At 62.5% G+C, this 15,880-nt stretch carries 12 protein-coding genes; 9 read left to right on the top strand and 3 right to left on the bottom strand.

Features of this window, described 5'->3' with window-relative positions; translation table 11 throughout:
- Window positions 1-128: 128 nt before the first annotated feature.
- Window positions 129-1,088 carry a glucokinase gene (locus NY023_RS05310; RefSeq protein ID WP_013971121.1) on the bottom strand — a complete coding sequence of 320 codons (960 nt, stop codon included), beginning with the start codon at window positions 1,086-1,088 and terminating at the stop codon, window positions 129-131.
- Window positions 1,085-2,911: a phosphogluconate dehydratase gene (gene edd, locus NY023_RS05305; RefSeq protein ID WP_013971120.1), complete on the bottom strand. Its 1,827-nt coding sequence runs from the start codon at window positions 2,909-2,911 to the stop codon at window positions 1,085-1,087. The genes NY023_RS05310 and edd overlap by 4 nt, the downstream gene beginning before the upstream one ends.
- Window positions 2,912-3,176: 265 nt before the next feature.
- Here edd and gap point away from each other — a divergent pair, with 265 nt between their 5' ends.
- The 7 genes from gap (at window position 3,177) to NY023_RS05270 (ending at window position 11,305) form a co-directional block, all read left to right on the top strand.
- Window positions 3,177-4,178 (top strand): type I glyceraldehyde-3-phosphate dehydrogenase, encoded by a 1,002-nt coding sequence (gene gap / locus NY023_RS05300; RefSeq protein WP_003257961.1) that lies wholly within the window; start codon window positions 3,177-3,179, stop codon window positions 4,176-4,178.
- A gap of 269 nt (window positions 4,179-4,447) precedes the next feature.
- Window positions 4,448-4,960, top strand: a complete 513-nt coding sequence (locus tag NY023_RS05295) for an RNA polymerase sigma factor (RefSeq protein ID WP_013971119.1) — start codon at window positions 4,448-4,450, stop codon at window positions 4,958-4,960.
- A 71-nt stretch (window positions 4,961-5,031) separates the two neighbouring features.
- On the top strand, window positions 5,032-5,994 hold the full coding sequence (locus tag NY023_RS05290; RefSeq protein ID WP_038408911.1) for a FecR family protein: 963 nt from the start codon (window positions 5,032-5,034) through the stop codon (window positions 5,992-5,994).
- Between the two features lie 267 nt (window positions 5,995-6,261).
- Entirely contained in the window at window positions 6,262-8,865 is a 2,604-nt protein-coding gene (locus tag NY023_RS05285) for a TonB-dependent receptor (RefSeq protein WP_013971117.1), read from the top strand.
- Window positions 8,866-9,110: 245 nt separating this feature from the next.
- Complete coding sequence (locus tag NY023_RS05280; RefSeq protein ID WP_013970314.1) at window positions 9,111-10,064, top strand: IS110 family transposase; 954 nt, start codon at window positions 9,111-9,113, stop codon at window positions 10,062-10,064.
- Window positions 10,065-10,238: 174 nt separating this feature from the next.
- On the top strand, window positions 10,239-10,832 hold the full coding sequence (locus NY023_RS05275; RefSeq protein WP_013971116.1) for a biliverdin-producing heme oxygenase: 594 nt from the start codon (window positions 10,239-10,241) through the stop codon (window positions 10,830-10,832).
- A 56-nt stretch (window positions 10,833-10,888) separates the two neighbouring features.
- Complete coding sequence (locus NY023_RS05270) at window positions 10,889-11,305, top strand: YbaN family protein (protein ID WP_013971115.1); 417 nt, start codon at window positions 10,889-10,891, stop codon at window positions 11,303-11,305.
- On the opposite strand, the gene arcD (NY023_RS05265) is transcribed toward NY023_RS05270, so the two are convergent.
- Complete coding sequence (gene arcD, locus NY023_RS05265) at window positions 11,285-12,712, bottom strand: arginine-ornithine antiporter (RefSeq protein WP_013971114.1); 1,428 nt, start codon at window positions 12,710-12,712, stop codon at window positions 11,285-11,287. The two genes, NY023_RS05270 and arcD (NY023_RS05265), sit on opposite strands and share 21 nt — an antisense overlap.
- 435 nt (window positions 12,713-13,147) lie before the next feature.
- On the opposite strand from arcD (NY023_RS05265), the gene arcD (NY023_RS05260) reads away from it, so the two are divergent.
- Both arcD (NY023_RS05260) and arcA read left to right on the top strand, forming a co-directional pair.
- On the top strand, window positions 13,148-14,575 hold the full coding sequence (arcD, locus tag NY023_RS05260; RefSeq protein WP_015269087.1) for an arginine-ornithine antiporter: 1,428 nt from the start codon (window positions 13,148-13,150) through the stop codon (window positions 14,573-14,575).
- Between the two features lie 33 nt (window positions 14,576-14,608).
- Window positions 14,609-15,862, top strand: coding sequence for an arginine deiminase (arcA, locus tag NY023_RS05255; protein ID WP_003257954.1), 1,254 nt, complete (start codon window positions 14,609-14,611; stop codon window positions 15,860-15,862).
- Window positions 15,863-15,880: the final 18 nt, after the last annotated feature.

Genomic DNA, 15,880 nt, shown 5'->3' with positions numbered 1-15,880 from the left:
TTTTTATTGGGGCCGCTTTGCGGCCCTTCGCGGGCTTGCCCGCTCCCACAGGAGTGACGCTATGCCCATGAATTGTGCGATCCCTGTGGGAGCGGGCAAGCCCGCGAAGGGCTGCAAAGCAGCCCCAGTCAGTGAACCTGCGCCTGTTGCAAAGCCACCCCGGCCCCCAGCAACCCGGAAAACTCCGCCGTCACCAGCCAAACCGGCACGCCAGCGAAATAGCCACTCATGCAGCCCTTGTCGGAAAAACTCGCGGCAAACCCGCTGCGCAGGAACAGCTCGGCAAAGCGCGGGATCACGCCGCCGACAATATAGACCCCACCCCGCGCGCCCAGCGTCAGAACATTGTTACCAGCGACTCGGCCGAGGAACCGGCAGAACTGCTCGATCACCGCCAGCGCCCGCGGCTCGCCGCCGAGCGCGGCATCGGTGATCTGTGCCGGGGTCTTGTGTCGGGGTGTGTCGCCGTCCAGCGCGCAAATTGCCTGGTACAGGCGCAGCAGGCCACCGCCACTGAGCACGGTCTCGGCGCTGACATGGCCGATCTGCCCGTGAATCTGTTGGTGAATCGCCGCTTCGCGGGCATTGCCCACCGGCAGGTCGACGTGCCCGCCCTCTCCCGGCAAGGCATGCCAGTGCTGTTCGCCCAGGCGCAATAGCGCGCCAACGCCCAGCCCGGTACCCGGGCCAATGACCAATGCCGGCCGAGACAGGTCCGCCTGGCCTGGGCATACTTCGCGGAATTCGCCGGGGCGCAGGCGGGTCATGCCCAGCGCCATAGCGGTAAAATCGTTGATCAGCAGCAGCCGCTCGACCTGCAATGTCTGGCAGAAGGCCACGCGGCTGAGGCGCCAGTGGTTGTTGGTGAAGCGGAACTCATCGCCATCGACCGGCCCGGCCACCGCCAGGCAGGCAGCAGTCACGCCGCCGCGGGGAATGCCCAAGCCTTCGAGGTAAGCCTCGATGGCCTGTTCCGGGCTGGTGTAGTCCTCGGTGGCAAAGACCTTCACTTCATGCAGCTGGTTGTCACGCCACAACGCAAAACGGGCATTGGTGCCGCCGATGTCGCCAACCAGCAGGTCCTTCATTTGAGGTTCTCCAGGGCCGAGGTGAACGCACTGGCGCCCTGCTCTGCCGGGCTGAACGCCATGCGCATGAAGCCGAACAGCTCGCGCCCGCAGCCCAGGTCGTTGCCCTGTGGCGCTGGCGGCAGGTCGCGGCTGGCCAATTCTTCAGCCGACACCATTACCCGCAGCGTGCCTTCGACACCATCGACCCGCACAATATCACCATCGCGCACCCGTGCCAGCGGGCCGCCGTCATAAGCCTCGGGGCAAACGTGAATGGCCGCCGGGATCTTGCCCGAGGCACCGGACATGCGACCGTCGGTGACCAGCGCCACCTTGAAGCCACGGTCCTGCAGCACACCGAGGAACGGTGTGAGCTTGTGCAGCTCCGGCATGCCGTTGCAGCGCGGGCCCTGGAAGCGCACCACGGCGACGAAGTCACGCTCCAGCTCGCCGGCCTTGAACGCATCGGCCAGCGACTGCTGGTCGTGGAACACCCGCGCCGGGGCCTCGACCACCTGGTGCTCGGGGGCGACAGCGGACACCTTCATCACGCCGCGGCCAAGGTTGCCCTCCATCACCCGCAGGCCGCCTTCGGCCGAGAACGGCCGCGCCACCGGGCGCAGGATGCTTTCGTCCAGGCTGTGCTGCGGCCCTTCGCGCCACACCAGCTTGCCGTTGTCGAGGAACGGCTCCTGGGTGTAGCGGCGCAGGCCATGGCCGGCCACGGTGTTGACATCTTCGTGCAGCAGCCCGGCATCGAGCAGCTCGCGGATCAGGAAGGCCATGCCGCCAGCGGCCTGGAAGTGGTTGATGTCGGCCTTGCCGTTGGGGTAGACGTGGGACAGGGTCGGCACCACCTCGGACAGGTCGGCCATGTCCTGCCAGGTCAGCTGGATACCCGCAGCCTGGGCAATCGCCGGGATGTGCAGGGTATGGTTGGTCGAGCCGCCGGTGGCATGCAGGGCGACGATGGAGTTGACCAACGCCTTCTCGTCGACGATTTCACCCAGCGGCATGAAGCTGCCGCTGGCCTTGGTCATGCGCGTGACCTGCTGCGCGGCCTCGGCGGTGAGCGCGTCGCGCAGCGGTGTGTACGGGTTGACGAACGAGGCGCCCGGCAGGTGCAGGCCCATCACCTCCATCACCAACTGGTTGGTATTGGCAGTGCCGTAGAAGGTGCAGGTGCCAGGACTGTGGTAGGACTTCATCTCCGACTCCAGCAGCTCTTCGCGGCTGGCCTTGCCTTCGGCGTAGCGCTGGCGCACATCGGCCTTCTGCTTGTTGGAAATGCCGGAGACCATCGGCCCGCCCGGAACGAAGATGGTCGGCAGGTGGCCGAAGCGCAGCGCCCCCATCATCAGGCCGGGAACGATCTTGTCGCAGATGCCCAGCATCAGCGCGGCGTCGAACATGTTGTGCGACAGGGCCACGGCAGTGGACATGGCGATCACTTCGCGGCTGGCGATGGCCAGCTCCATGCCCGGCTCGCCCTGAGTCACGCCATCGCACATGGCTGGCACGCCACCGGCGAACTGGCCGACCGAGCCGACCTCACGCAAGGCCTGCTTGATCTGCTCGGGGAAGTGCTGATACGGCTGGTGCGCCGAAAGCATGTCGTTGTAGGCCGAGACGATGGCCACGTTGGCCGCGTTCATCAGGCGCAGGGTCTGCTTGTCGTCGCTGCCGCAACCGGCCACGCCATGGGCGAAGTTGGCGCACTGCAGGCTGGCACGCATGGGGCCGTCACTGGCCGCGCCGCGAATCAGTTGCAGGTAGCGTTCGCGGGTGGCACGGCTACGTTCGACCAGCCGCTGGGTAACCTCAAGGATGCGCGGATGCATGTACTGGACTCCAGGCTAATTGTAAGGGCGGTTTGCCGGGCATTTCCCCTCCAAACGATTGCGGCCTAGGCTCAAGGTAGAGGAGCCCGCTGCATCGGTGGAGGCACGTCGCCCAACCACTCGTTGTATATTTAAACAAAATACTGCCACTAAAAAGGCTTGTTTTCTATCGGCAGGTGAATAATCTTGTAATTCCAACAACAAAACCGTTTCAGTGAAGCTCCTTTGTGCCACAGCTTTCACTCGGACTGCCAGAGGTACTGCCATGACCCTACGCATCGCCATCAATGGATTCGGCCGCATCGGGCGCAACGTCCTGCGCGCACTGTATACCCAAGGCTACCGCCAGGACCTGCAGGTCGTCGCCATCAACGACCTGGGCGACAGCGCCATGAATGCCCACCTGCTCAAGTACGACAGCGTGCACGGTACCTTCGACGCCAGTGTCGAGGCCGACCACGAAAGCCTCACGGTCAATGGTGACCGTATCGCGGTCAGTGCCATCCGCAACCCGGCCGAACTGCCCTGGAAGGCCGAGGCGATCGACGTGGTGTTCGAATGCACCGGGCTGTTCACCGAGCGTGCCAAGGCCGCCGCCCACCTGGCTGCGGGGGCTGGCAAGGTGATTGTCTCGGCACCGGCCAAAGGCGCCGATGCCACCGTGGTGTACGGGGTCAACCATGACATCCTGCGGGCCTCGCACCAGATCATCTCCAATGCCTCCTGCACTACCAACTGCCTGGCACCGATTGCCCAGGTGCTGCACCGCGAGTTCGGCATCGAACAGGGCCTGATGACCACCATCCATGCCTATACCAACGATCAGGTGCTGACCGATGTGTACCACGGCGACCCGTATCGTGCGCGTTCGGCAACCCAGTCGATGATCCCGAGCAAGACCGGCGCTGCCGAGGCCGTGGGCCTGGTATTGCCGGAGCTGGCCGGCAAGCTGACCGGCATGGCGGTACGGGTGCCGGTGATCAACGTGTCGCTGGTGGACCTCACGGTCAACCTCAAGCGCGAGGCCACGGCCGAACAGGTCAACCAGCTGTTCCTCGAGGCCAGCAAGCATTCCAGGGTATTGGGCTACAACGCCTTGCCGCTGGTTTCCTGCGATTTCAACCACAACCCGCTGTCGTCGATCTTCGATGCCAACCATACCCGGGCCAACGGGCGCATGCTCAAGGTGCTGGCCTGGTATGACAATGAGTGGGGGTTCTCCAACCGCATGCTGGATAACTGCCTGGCGTTGTGCCGCGCCGGCTGAGCTTCTCAGCCTGGCGGCCAATGTGGGTGTGCCCCTTGTGGGAGCGGCCTTGCGTCGCGAAAGGGCTGCAAAGCAGCCCTCGGACCTCAGCGGTGGTGCTGAGACCTCCGGGGCCGCTTTGCGGCCCTTTCGCGACGCAAGGCCGCTCCCACAAAAAGCATGCCGGCGCCTGCCACTCACAATCTTTACCTTTTCCTAACATTTCCAGACTTGACCTTCGAGGAGGATGATAAGCATTATCATTAACCTTTCGTCGGCCAGGTCCCCCTGTGAGTCAGTCCCGGTTCAACTCTGTCTTCCTCGTCCAGCGCCTTACCCTGCTGCGCACCTTGCAGCGCATGGTGGGCAACCCCAATACGGCCGAGGACCTGTTGCAGGAAACCTACCTGCGGGTGTCCCGCGCCCTCGGTGAGCGGCCCATCGAACACATCGAACCGTTCGTGTTCCAGACCGCACGCAACCTGGCCCTCGACCACCTGCGCGCGCGCCGGGTGCAATCGCGCATGCTGGTCGACGACGTGCCCGACGAGGTCCTGCACAGCGTGGCCGCGCCGGCCACCAGCAGCGAGGATGCGGCCCATGCCGAGCAGTTGCTCAAGCACCTGAGTATCAGCCTCAAACAGCTGAGCGAACGTCAGCAGCGCATCTTCATGCTAAGCCGGCTGCATGGCGCCACCTACCTGGAAATCGCCAGACAACTGAATGTTTCGCCCAGCACGGTACAGAAGGAGCTGAAACTGATCATGGCGATCTGCATGGGTGTCGCCGACCGCCTCAAGTGAGGCAACCCAAAGCCCTTGCCACACCCCGCCTCAGCCTTGATCATTCGAAAAAAACCATTCAAGGATTCACCGTGACCGACAGCCCTGCCCCTCGCCCGTCACCCGCCGGGCCCAGCGCCCGTGCTCGTGCCATGGACGAGGCGCTGGACTGGCTGGTACGCCTGCAATGCGCCGACGCCGAGGACACCCAGGCCTTCGAAGCCTGGCTGAGCGCAGCGCCGGAAAATGCCGAGGCCTATGTCGAGGCAGAAGCATTGTGGAACGGCGCACCGCTGCACCAGGTGGCCGTACAGATGCATCAGCAACAGCGCCGCTCGTGGCGCGGGCGCCTGCGCAGCCACTGGAAACCCCTGGCCACGGCAGCGCTGCTGCTGGTCGGGCTGTTCACCCTCGGCAACCTGCCCATACGCCTGCAAGCCGACCACCTGACAGTGGTGGGAGAACGCCAGCGCCTGCAGCTGGAAGACGGGGCGAAAGTGCTGCTCAACACCAATTCGGCATTTGCCAGCGAGCAGCGTGACGGCCGCCAGGTCGCCCGCTTATTGCAGGGTGAGGCCTATTTTCAGGTCCCCGAGGGCGCGCTGCTGCCACTGGAAGTGCAGGCCGGGCCATTGCGCGCGCAGGTGCGCGACACCGACTTTGCCGTGCGCTACCTCGACGGCGAGGCACAGGTGCGGGTGCAGCGCGGCGATGTCGACCTGCAGGGGGCCCGCGACCAGCGCATCCGCCTGAGCGCCGGCGACAGCATCAGCGTCGGCCCCCAGGGATTCGGCAAGCGCCAGCGCCCCGACATGCACAAGGACCTGGCCTGGGTCGACGGCCGCCTGGTGTTCGAGAACTGCCCGCTGAGCCAGGTGCTGGCCGAGGTGCAGCGCTACTACCCGGGCTGGATCATCAACCGCAATGCGCAGCTGGAAGACATGGCGGTCACCGGCAACTACCGCCTCGACCAACCGCTGGAAACCCTGCGTGCGCTGGCCCACATCACCTCGGCACAGCTGCATGAGTACCCGGCGCTGGTTATCCTGAACTGATCCGCAAATCTGAAACCCGACACGGTCCCTGTGGGAGCGGGCGTGCCCGCGAACACGGGCAACGCCCGTGCCATCCACCGCGGTGCCTGTTTCGCGGGCATGCCCGCTCCCACAGAAATCGCGATACAGACCGCCAAACCGCAATCCAACTTTTTTTACGCAGTCACGCTACCCCGCCCGTCTCGTTATAGCCAATGCAACTGATTCTCGTTTGAAAACGAGGACAGCCATCACCTATAACAGTCCGCGCGTCAGGGAGCGCTTCCGATGTCCACAGGTCCTACCCGCCCCTCCACCCTTCCTCGCCATGGAGGGCAACTGTCCCTCCTGAGCCTTTCCCTACTGAACCTCGCCCTGCTCGCCAGCGGCGCCATCAGCCTGCCGGCACTGGCCGCCGAACCGGCACAGGCCAGCAGCCCGCGCATGGGCGACTACCGCTTCAGCATCGGCCAGCAGCCGCTGGTTTCGGCCATAAATGCTTTCAGCCAGGTCACCGGCTGGCAGGTCGGCTTCAGCGCCGAACTGGCCGACGGCGTGGCATCGCCAGGGGTGCAGGGTTCGCTACCGCCGGAAGCCGCACTCAAGCGCCTGCTGCACGGCACCGGCCTGGGCTTTCGCAAGATCAGCAACGGCAATGTGGTGCTCGAACGCCAGGCCAGCGCCAATGTGATTGCCCTGCAGCAGGTGACCGTCAGCGCCACCCGCAGCGCCCAGGACGTCAGCCAGGTGCCGAGCACCGTCAGCGTGCAGACCCGAGAGCAACTGGACCGGCAGAACGTCAACAACATCCAGGACCTGGTGCGCTACGAACCGGGCGTGTCGGTAGCCGGCACCGGCCAGCGCAGCGGCCTGAACGGCTACAACATCCGTGGTATCGATGGCGAGCGCATCCTCACCCAGGTGGACGGCGTGTCGATCCCCGACAGCTTCTTCTTCGGCCCCTACGCCCAGACCCAGCGCAACTACGTTGACCCGGAGATCGTCAAGCGTGTGGAAATCCTTCGCGGCCCGGCCTCGGTGCTGTATGGCAGCAACGCCATCGGCGGAGCGGTGAGCTACTTCACCCTCGACCCGGACGACATCATCAAGCCTGGCAAGGACGCCGGTGCCCGCCTGAAGACCGGCTACAGCTCGGCCGACGAAAGCTGGCTGACCTCCGCCACCGTCGCCGGCCGCCAGGGCGACTTCGACGGCCTGTTGCACCTGAGCCAGCGCAACGGTCACGAAACCGAGACCCACGGCGGCCACAGCGGTGACGGCCTGGCGCGTACCGAAGCCAACCCGATGGACGTGCGCACCACAAACGTGCTGGCCAAGCTGGGCTGGAACTACGCCGACGAAGCGCGCCTGGGCTTCACCTACGAGCGCTACAAGGATGATCGCGACCAGAACATCCTCAGTGCGGTGGGCGGGCCTTTCATTCCTGGCTTTGGTGCCCCAGGTTACTACAAGGCGCGTAACGGCAACGACACCGTCACCCGCGAACGCCTTGGCATCAACCATGAGTTCGGCCTGGATTCGCTGGTCGCCGACCATGTGAAGTGGAGCCTGAACTACCAGATCGCCAAGACCGACCAGCACACCGAGGAAGTCTACGCACCGCCTGGCCGTCAGGTACTGCGTACCCGAGACACTCTGTACAAGGACCGCCAGTGGGTATTCGACGCCCAGCTGGACAAGGCCTTCAGCCTCGGCGCCACCGACCACCTGCTGACCTACGGCACCACCCTCAAGCACGAGAAGGTCACCGGTTCGCGCAGCGGCACTGGCACCTGCCTGGCCGTTGGTTCAGGTTGTTCTGGCGCTGGCGCCGAGCGCCCGGCAGACGGCCAGGCCCTGGTCAGCGACTTCCCGGACCCGACGGTGAACACCTACAGCCTGTTCGTGCAGGATGAAATCCGCTGGAACAACTGGACCTTCATGCCTGGTGCTCGTTACGACTACACGCGCATGGAGCCCAGGTTCACCGAGGAATTCCTGCGTGGCCTGGAGTCCAGCGGTACCGCACCTATCTCCCAGGACGACTCGGACAAGAAGTGGCATCGCGTCTCGCCCAAGTTCGGCCTGACCTACGCCTTCAACGACAACTACACCTGGTATGGCCAGTACGCCGAAGGTTTCCGCACCCCGACTGCCAAATCCATGTACGGGAAGTTTGAGAACATCGAGCAAGGCTACCGCGTCGAAGGCAACCCGGGTCTCGAACCCGAAAAGAGCAAAAGCTATGAAACCGGCCTGCGTGGCAACTTCGACGCCGGTAATTTCGACGTGGCGGTGTTCTACAACAAGTACCGCGACTTCATTGACGAAGATGCCGTACAAAGCGCCAACCTGGAGCAGACCTTCAAGGCCAACAACATCAAGCACGCCACCATCAAGGGTACCGAGGTCAAGGGCCGCCTGAACCTGGACCACTTCGGTGCGCCGCAGGGCCTGTATACCCAGGGCTCGATCGCCTACACCTATGGCCGCAACGATGACACCGGCGAGCCACTGAACAGCGTCAACCCGCTCAAGGGCGTGTTCGGCCTGGGTTACGAACAACAACACTACGGCGGCCTGCTGAGCTGGACATTGGTCAAGCGCAAGACCCGCGTCGACGACAGCACCTTCTACTCGCCCGACGGTTCGAGCTCCAAGTTCCGCACCCCGGGCTACGGGGTGCTGGACCTGACCGGTTACTACAAGGTCACCGACGACGTGACCATCAACGCCGGCCTGTACAACCTCACCGACAAGAAGTACTGGCAGTGGGATTCGGTACGCAGCTACGACGGCCAGGGTGAAGCGGCCGTGACTCAGCCGGCCAACATCGACCGCCTGACCATGCCGGGGCGCAACTTCGGCATCAATGTGGTTTGGGATATCTGACCCCTTGCGCCTTTGCCGGCCTCTTCGCGGGCTTGCCCGCTTGTATGGTTAGACTTGAAGGGGTGGTGGGACTAAATGCCCGATTCTGACTGTTCACAGCAGTACAGACCGTGGGAGACATCGCCCCACCCCTTCCACCAAAGCGCCGATAAAGAATGCATCGTTTGCAAGCGACGATAGAAACAAGCCAGCGCCTCTTGGTGAAACCCCTTCAAGCCGAAAAACCATAACGTGAGGAGCGGCCCATGGCAATGCAGGTAGGTAAGTTGATCGTGGGTGCGGATGTCGCGAAAGCTGAGCTGGTTATCCACCACGATGATCGCGACGAGATCATCAGGCTCAAAAACTCCAAACTCGAGATCAGAAGGTGGCTCAAGCAACAACCCCTCAACACCGCTATCGCTGTTGAGGCGACCAACGTCTATCACTTGGACCTGGTTGAATTGGCCCACAGCCTAGGCTTCGAGGTCTATGTCATCGATGGTTTTCAATTGAGCAACTACCGGAAGAGTGTTGGGGGACGGGTTAAAACCGACCCCTCCGATGCTCGGTTGCTGTCCCGTTTTTTAAAAAATGAAGGCGAGGACCTTCGCCCTTGGAGCCCGCCTCCCGCTGTCTACGGCAAGCTTCAGAGCCTCTTGCGACGCAGAGCCGCCTTGGTGACTGCTCGTACTGCAATGACTCAGAGCTGGGCTAACGAAAGCCTTTTGAAAGCCGCCTTCGAAACTTTTGTGAAGTCGATAGATCGGCTGGATCAGTTGATTCAAAAGAAGATTAAAGAAGTACTGCGAGACGCTGGGCTGCAGGAACAAGTCGCTCGCTGCCAGGCAGTAGAGGGCATTGGTTTTCTCACCGCCGCAGCATTGGTGATGGCTTTTACAAGGGGCGAGTTCAAAAGCAGTGACTCGTACATTGCATTCCTAGGAATGGATTTACGAGTCAGTGATTCCGGACAGAAGAATGGGCGACGTCGCCTCACCAAGCGAGGTTGTTCAGAAATTCGTCGCTTATTGCACAACGCTGCGATGGCGGCCAGCAGATCGGCAGCCTGGAAAGGGCTTTACGAACAGCATCGGAGCAGTGGTAAAGCAACAACCCAAGCGTTGGTAATCCTGGCAAGAAAGCTCGCGCGGGTGGCATTCGCCCTGATGAAAAATCAGGACGAATACGTCACTAAAGGCGCGAAACTGGCTTGCTGAAAACCATAGAATCTCCCACAGATACTGCGCAAGCCTTGGGCCTGCGATGAACCTGTGGGAGCGGGCATGCCCGCGAAGAGGCCAGTACAGGCAACACGAAATCCCGATTTTTTTTACTGTCCCACCCCCGCTATTTCGTCTTGTCTCTAGACCCCCTCTTCCAAGGACTGCCCCATGACCGACCGCCCAGCCCTGCGCTCCCAGCGCCTCAACCAGATCACCCACGCCCCCCACGCCGAACTTGATGCCCTGGTCAAAGCCCACGCGCCCTTCGACAGCCGCGAAAGCTTCGCCCGCTTCGTGGTCGCCCAGTACCTGTTCCAGGCCGAGCTGCAGGCCCTGTACAACGACCCGCAACTGATCGCCATCATCCCCGACCTTGCCGAGCGCTGCCGTGCCGAACAGGCCCGTCTGGACCTCGCCGACCTTGACACCGAAATACCACCAGCCGTGCCGGGCGCCCTGCGCAACCCGAGCCTGGGCGAGGCAATGGGCTGGATCTTCGTCTCCGAAGGCTCCAAACTGGGCGCTGCGTTTCTGATCAAGCGTGCCGTGGCCCTGGAACTGTCCGACAGCTTCGGTGCCCGACACCTGGGCGAACCGGCCGGTGGCCGTGCCGAAGGCTGGAAACAGTTCACCCGCATTCTTGATGGCCTGGCCCTGTCGGCCGAAGAGGAAGCCGCTGCCGAACGCGGCGCAATTGCTGCCTTCGAGCGCTTCACCAAGCTGCTCAAGCATGCCTATGCTGCAGATGCCGCGCTGGTTTGACACGCCATACCCCGGCCACCCTACCGGTGGCCGAACCGCTTCCATGCAGTGAGACCATGACCCGACCCGCCCGTTCGAAACTCGCCCGCCTGCTGTATGCGACCTTGGCTTACGTGAGCCTGGGCGTGGGCCTGGTCGCGATCGTCATTCCCGGCCTGCCGACCACCGAATTCATCCTGCTGGCTGCCTGGGCGGCCACACGCAGTTCGCCGCGCCTGTCTGCCTGGCTGGAGAACCATCGGCTCTTCGGGCCGATATTGCACAACTGGCGCAATGGCAAGGTGATCCAGCGCCGGGCCAAGGTCAGCGCGACCCTCAGCATGCTGCTGTGCGCGGGCCTGATGCTGACGTTCCTGGAACACCGCTGGCCGGTGTTCCTGGCCATTGCCGGCATGACCCTGGGCAACCTGTGGATCTGGTCCCGCCCCGAGCACGCCCCCTGCCCTGCCCCGTCACAAGCTCAGCAGCCCTGAGTACAGGGCATAGGCCGCCAGCGCGGCACCTGCCAGCACGGCAGCGAAAATCAGCTTTTCCCAAGTGGTGAACAAGGTTTTACCCTGCTCATGCTTGGCCCTGGCGAACAGGATCACGCCCGGGGCGTACAGCAGCGCCGACAGCAGCAGGTACTTCAGCCCGCCGGCGTACAACAGCCACACGGCATATACCAGGGCAACCAGCGCCACCAGCAGGTCCTTGCGGCGCAGGGCCGGCTGCTCGTCGTAGGTTTCTGCACGTACCGCCAACAGCACGGCGTAGGCCGCCGACCACAGGTAGGGCACAAGAATCATCGACGAGGCCAGGTAGATCAGGCTGGTATAGGTACCGGCGGAAAACAGCGTGATCAGCAGGAAGCCCTGGATCATGCAGTTGGTCAGCCACAGGGCGTTGGCCGGTACATGGTTGGCGTTTTCCTTGGCCAGGAAACGCGGCATGGTCTTGTCCCGCGCCGTGGCGTAGAGGATCTCGGCACACAGCAACGCCCACGACAGCAGCGCGCCAAGCAGCGAAACCGCCAGGCCGATACTGATCAACAAGGCACCCCATGGCCCGACGATATGCTCCAGCACCGAAGCCAGTGACGGGTTCTGCAGCCCGGCCAGTTGCGGCTGGGTCATCACCCCCAGCGACAGCACGTTGACCAGCACCAGCAGCGCCAGCACTCCCAGAAAACCGATCACCGTAGCCTTGCCCACATCCGAGCGGCGCTGGGCGCGCCCGGAATACACACTGGCGCCCTCGATGCCGATGAACACGAACACGGTGACCAGCATCATGTTACGCACCTGCTCCAGCACGCTGCCGAACTGCGGGTTGCTCAGGCCCCAGATGTCACGTGTGAAGATATCGGCGCGGAAGGCGAACGCCGCGATCACCACGAAAATCAGCAACGGTACCACCTTGGCGACGGTAGTCACCTGGTTGATGAACGCCGCTTCCTTGATGCCGCGCAGCACCAGGAAATGCACCGCCCAGAGCAGCAGCGAAGCGCAGCCGATGGCGATTGGCGTGTTGCCCTCGCCGAATACCGGGAAGTAGAAACCCAGGGTGCTGAACAGCAGCACGAAGTAGCCGACGTTGCCCAGCCAGGCACTGATCCAGTAGCCCCAGGCCGAGGAAAAACCCATGTACTCGCCAAAGCCGGCCTTGGCGTAGGCGTACACTCCCGAGTCCAGCTCCGGCTTGCGATTGGCCAGGGTCTGGAATACGAAAGCCAGGGCCAACATGCCGACTGCGGTGATACCCCAACCGATCAGCACAGCCCCCACATCGGCACGCGCCGCCATGTTCTGCGGCAACGAGAAGATCCCGCCTCCAATCATCGAGCCGACCACCAATGCGATCAGCGCGCCCAGGCGCAGCTTCTGTCCCGGTTCGCTCATGAGCCTTCCTTTTTTTGCGCACTGTCATGGGCTTGAAACAGCCATGCAGTCCATATAAGTGTTGCTACTTATAATGATCCTGACCAATGAAGCTATAGCACTAATAACTGCTTTGTCTATGCCAGCTTTTGAGTAAAACCTAGCAGCTCCGGAGCAACTAGAAAAGAATCCGATAAAACTCGAAATTCTTGTGAAAAATTTGCGAAAGCGGCAAAAACGGCTAGCGTCAAGCATCGCAGGCTGAACAGAGCGTTTGCTCTAGATGGACATGGAGGTGCCAGCATGCAGGGCCTGCGGCATAAGTTGTCGGCACTCTCCAGGAGCTTCGTGAAGGAATTTTCCTACTTCACGTCGCCATGAACTGACCCAAGTCAGCGAATGGCAGCGGCGTCGGATTTACTCTGTCGTCAACTTTCTCCTGGCAGGAGTTGTTAAATGTCTGATTCATCCGGAAAACTAAAGCTCGGCGCGTTAGTTGCACTTGTCGTCGGTTCGATGATTGGTGGCGGGATCTTCTCGCTGCCGCAAAACATGGCTGCCAGCGCAGGGGTTGGCGCTGTACTGATCGGCTGGGCGATCACCGCGGTCGGCATGCTGACCCTGGCGTTCGTGTTCCAGACCCTGGCCAACCGCAAGCCTGACCTGGATGGCGGGGTGTATGCCTACGCCAAGGCCGGTTTTGGCGACTACATGGGCTTCTCCTCGGCCTGGGGCTACTGGATCAGTGCCTGGCTGGGCAACGTCGGCTACTTCGTGCTGCTGTTCAGTACCCTGGGCTACTTCTTCCCGATCTTCGGCGAAGGCAACACCCCGGCCGCCATCATCGGCGCATCAGTGCTGCTGTGGGCCGTACATTTCCTGGTGCTGCGCGGCATCAAGGAAGCAGCATTCATCAACCTGATCACCACCGTGGCCAAGGTGGTGCCGCTGCTGCTGTTCGCCCTGATCTGCCTGTTCGCCTTCAAGCTCGACATCTTCACCGCCGACATCTGGGCGGTAGGTACGCCAGAGCTGGGCAGCGTGATGAACCAGGTGCGCAACATGATGCTGGTCACCGTGTGGGTGTTCATCGGCATCGAGGGTGCGAGCATCTTCTCGTCGCGGGCGGAAAAACGCTCTGACGTGGGCAAGGCCACGGTCATCGGCTTCGTCACCGTGCTGCTGTTCCTGGTGCTGGTCAACGTGCTGTCGCTGGGCATCATGACCCAACCAGAACTGGCCAAGCTGCAGAACCCGTCGATGGCTGCCGTACTGGAGCATGTGGTCGGCCACTGGGGCGCGGTACTGATCAGCGTCGGCCTGATCATCTCGCTGCTCGGGGCCCTGCTGTCGTGGGTGCTGCTGTGCGCCGAGATCATGTTCGCCGCCGCCAAGGACCATACCATGCCGGAGTTCCTGCGCCGCGAGAACGCCAACCAGGTACCGGCCAACGCCCTGTGGCTGACCAACGCCATGGTGCAGATCTTCCTGGTGATCACGCTGTTCTCCAGCAGTACCTACCTGTCGCTGATCTACCTGGCCACCTCGATGATCCTGGTGCCCTACCTGTGGTCGGCCGCCTATGCCTTCCTGCTGGCTCTGCGTAGCGAAACCTACGAGCAGGCCCTGGCCGAACGGCAGAAGGACCTGGTGATCGGTGGTATCGCCCTGTTGTACGCCGTCTGGCTGCTGTACGCCGGTGGCGTGAAATACCTGCTGCTCTCGGCCCTGCTCTACGCACCTGGCGCAATCCTGTTCGCCAAGGCCAAGCGTGAGGTTGGCCAACCTGTCTTCACCAACGTGGAAAAACTGATCTTCGCAGCCGTGGTCATCGGTGCCCTGGTGGCAGCCTTTGGCCTGTACGACGGCTTCCTGACCCTTTGACCCACGTCTTCGTTCAACTGGAGGAATGAAATCATGTCCGCTGAAAAACAGAAGTACGGTGTCCACTCCGAAGCCGGCAAACTGCGCAAAGTGATGGTTTGCTCGCCGGGCCTGGCGCACAAGCGCCTGACGCCGAGCAACTGTGACGAGCTGCTGTTCGACGACGTGATCTGGGTCGACCAGGCCAAGCGTGACCATTTCGACTTTGTCACCAAGATGCGCGAGCGTGGCGTGGATGTGCTGGAGATGCACAACCTGCTGACCGACATCGTCCAGCAACCCGAAGCACTGAAGTGGATCCTCGATCGCAAGATCACCTCCGACACCGTCGGTGTCGGCCTGACCAATGAAGTGCGAAGCTGGCTCGAAGGCCTCGAGCCACGCCATCTGGCCGAGTTTCTGATCGGCGGCGTGGCAGGCCAGGACTTGCCGGAAAGCGAAGGCGCCAGCGTGGTCAAGATGTACAACGACTACCTGGGCCACTCCAGCTTCATCCTGCCACCGTTGCCCAACACCCAGTTCACCCGTGACACCACCTGCTGGATCTATGGCGGCGTCACGCTCAACCCGATGTACTGGCCGGCGCGCCGCCAGGAAACCCTGTTGACCACCGCCATCTACAAGTTCCACAAGGAGTTCACCGGCGCCGACTTCCAGGTGTGGTACGGCGACCCGGACAAGGACCACGGCAACGCTACCCTCGAAGGCGGTGACGTGATGCCGATCGGCAAAGGCATCGTGCTGATCGGCATGGGCGAGCGCACCTCGCGCCAGGCCATCGGCCAGTTGGCGCAAAACCTGTTCGCCAAGGGCGCGGTGGAAAAAGTCATCGTCGCCGGCCTGCCAAAATCCCGCGCTGCCATGCACCTGGACACCGTGTTCAGCTTCTGCGACCGCGACCTGGTAACGGTCTTCCCGGAAGTGGTGAAAGAGATCGTGCCGTTCATCATCCGCCCGGACGAAAGCAAGCCTTACGGCATGGACGTGCGCCGCGAGAACAAGTCGTTCATCGAGGTGGTGGGCGAGCAGCTTGGGGTCAAGCTGCGCGTGGTCGAAACCGGTGGCAACAGCTTTGCCGCCGAGCGCGAACAGTGGGATGACGGCAACAACGTGGTGGCCATGGAACCGGGCGTGGTCATTGGCTACGACCGCAACACCTACACCAATACCCTGCTACGCAAAGCCGGGATCGAGGTCATCACCATCAGTGCCGGCGAACTGGGCCGGGGCCGGGGTGGCGGCCACTGCATGACCTGCCCGATCGTGCGCGACCCGATCGACTACTAACGACCATTACCCCCGGCC

This window comes from Pseudomonas sp. NBB, assembly GCF_032701105.1.
GTDB lineage: Bacteria > Pseudomonadota > Gammaproteobacteria > Pseudomonadales > Pseudomonadaceae > Aquipseudomonas > Aquipseudomonas asiatica.
This window is presented reverse-complemented; position numbering and strand designations above follow the sequence as displayed.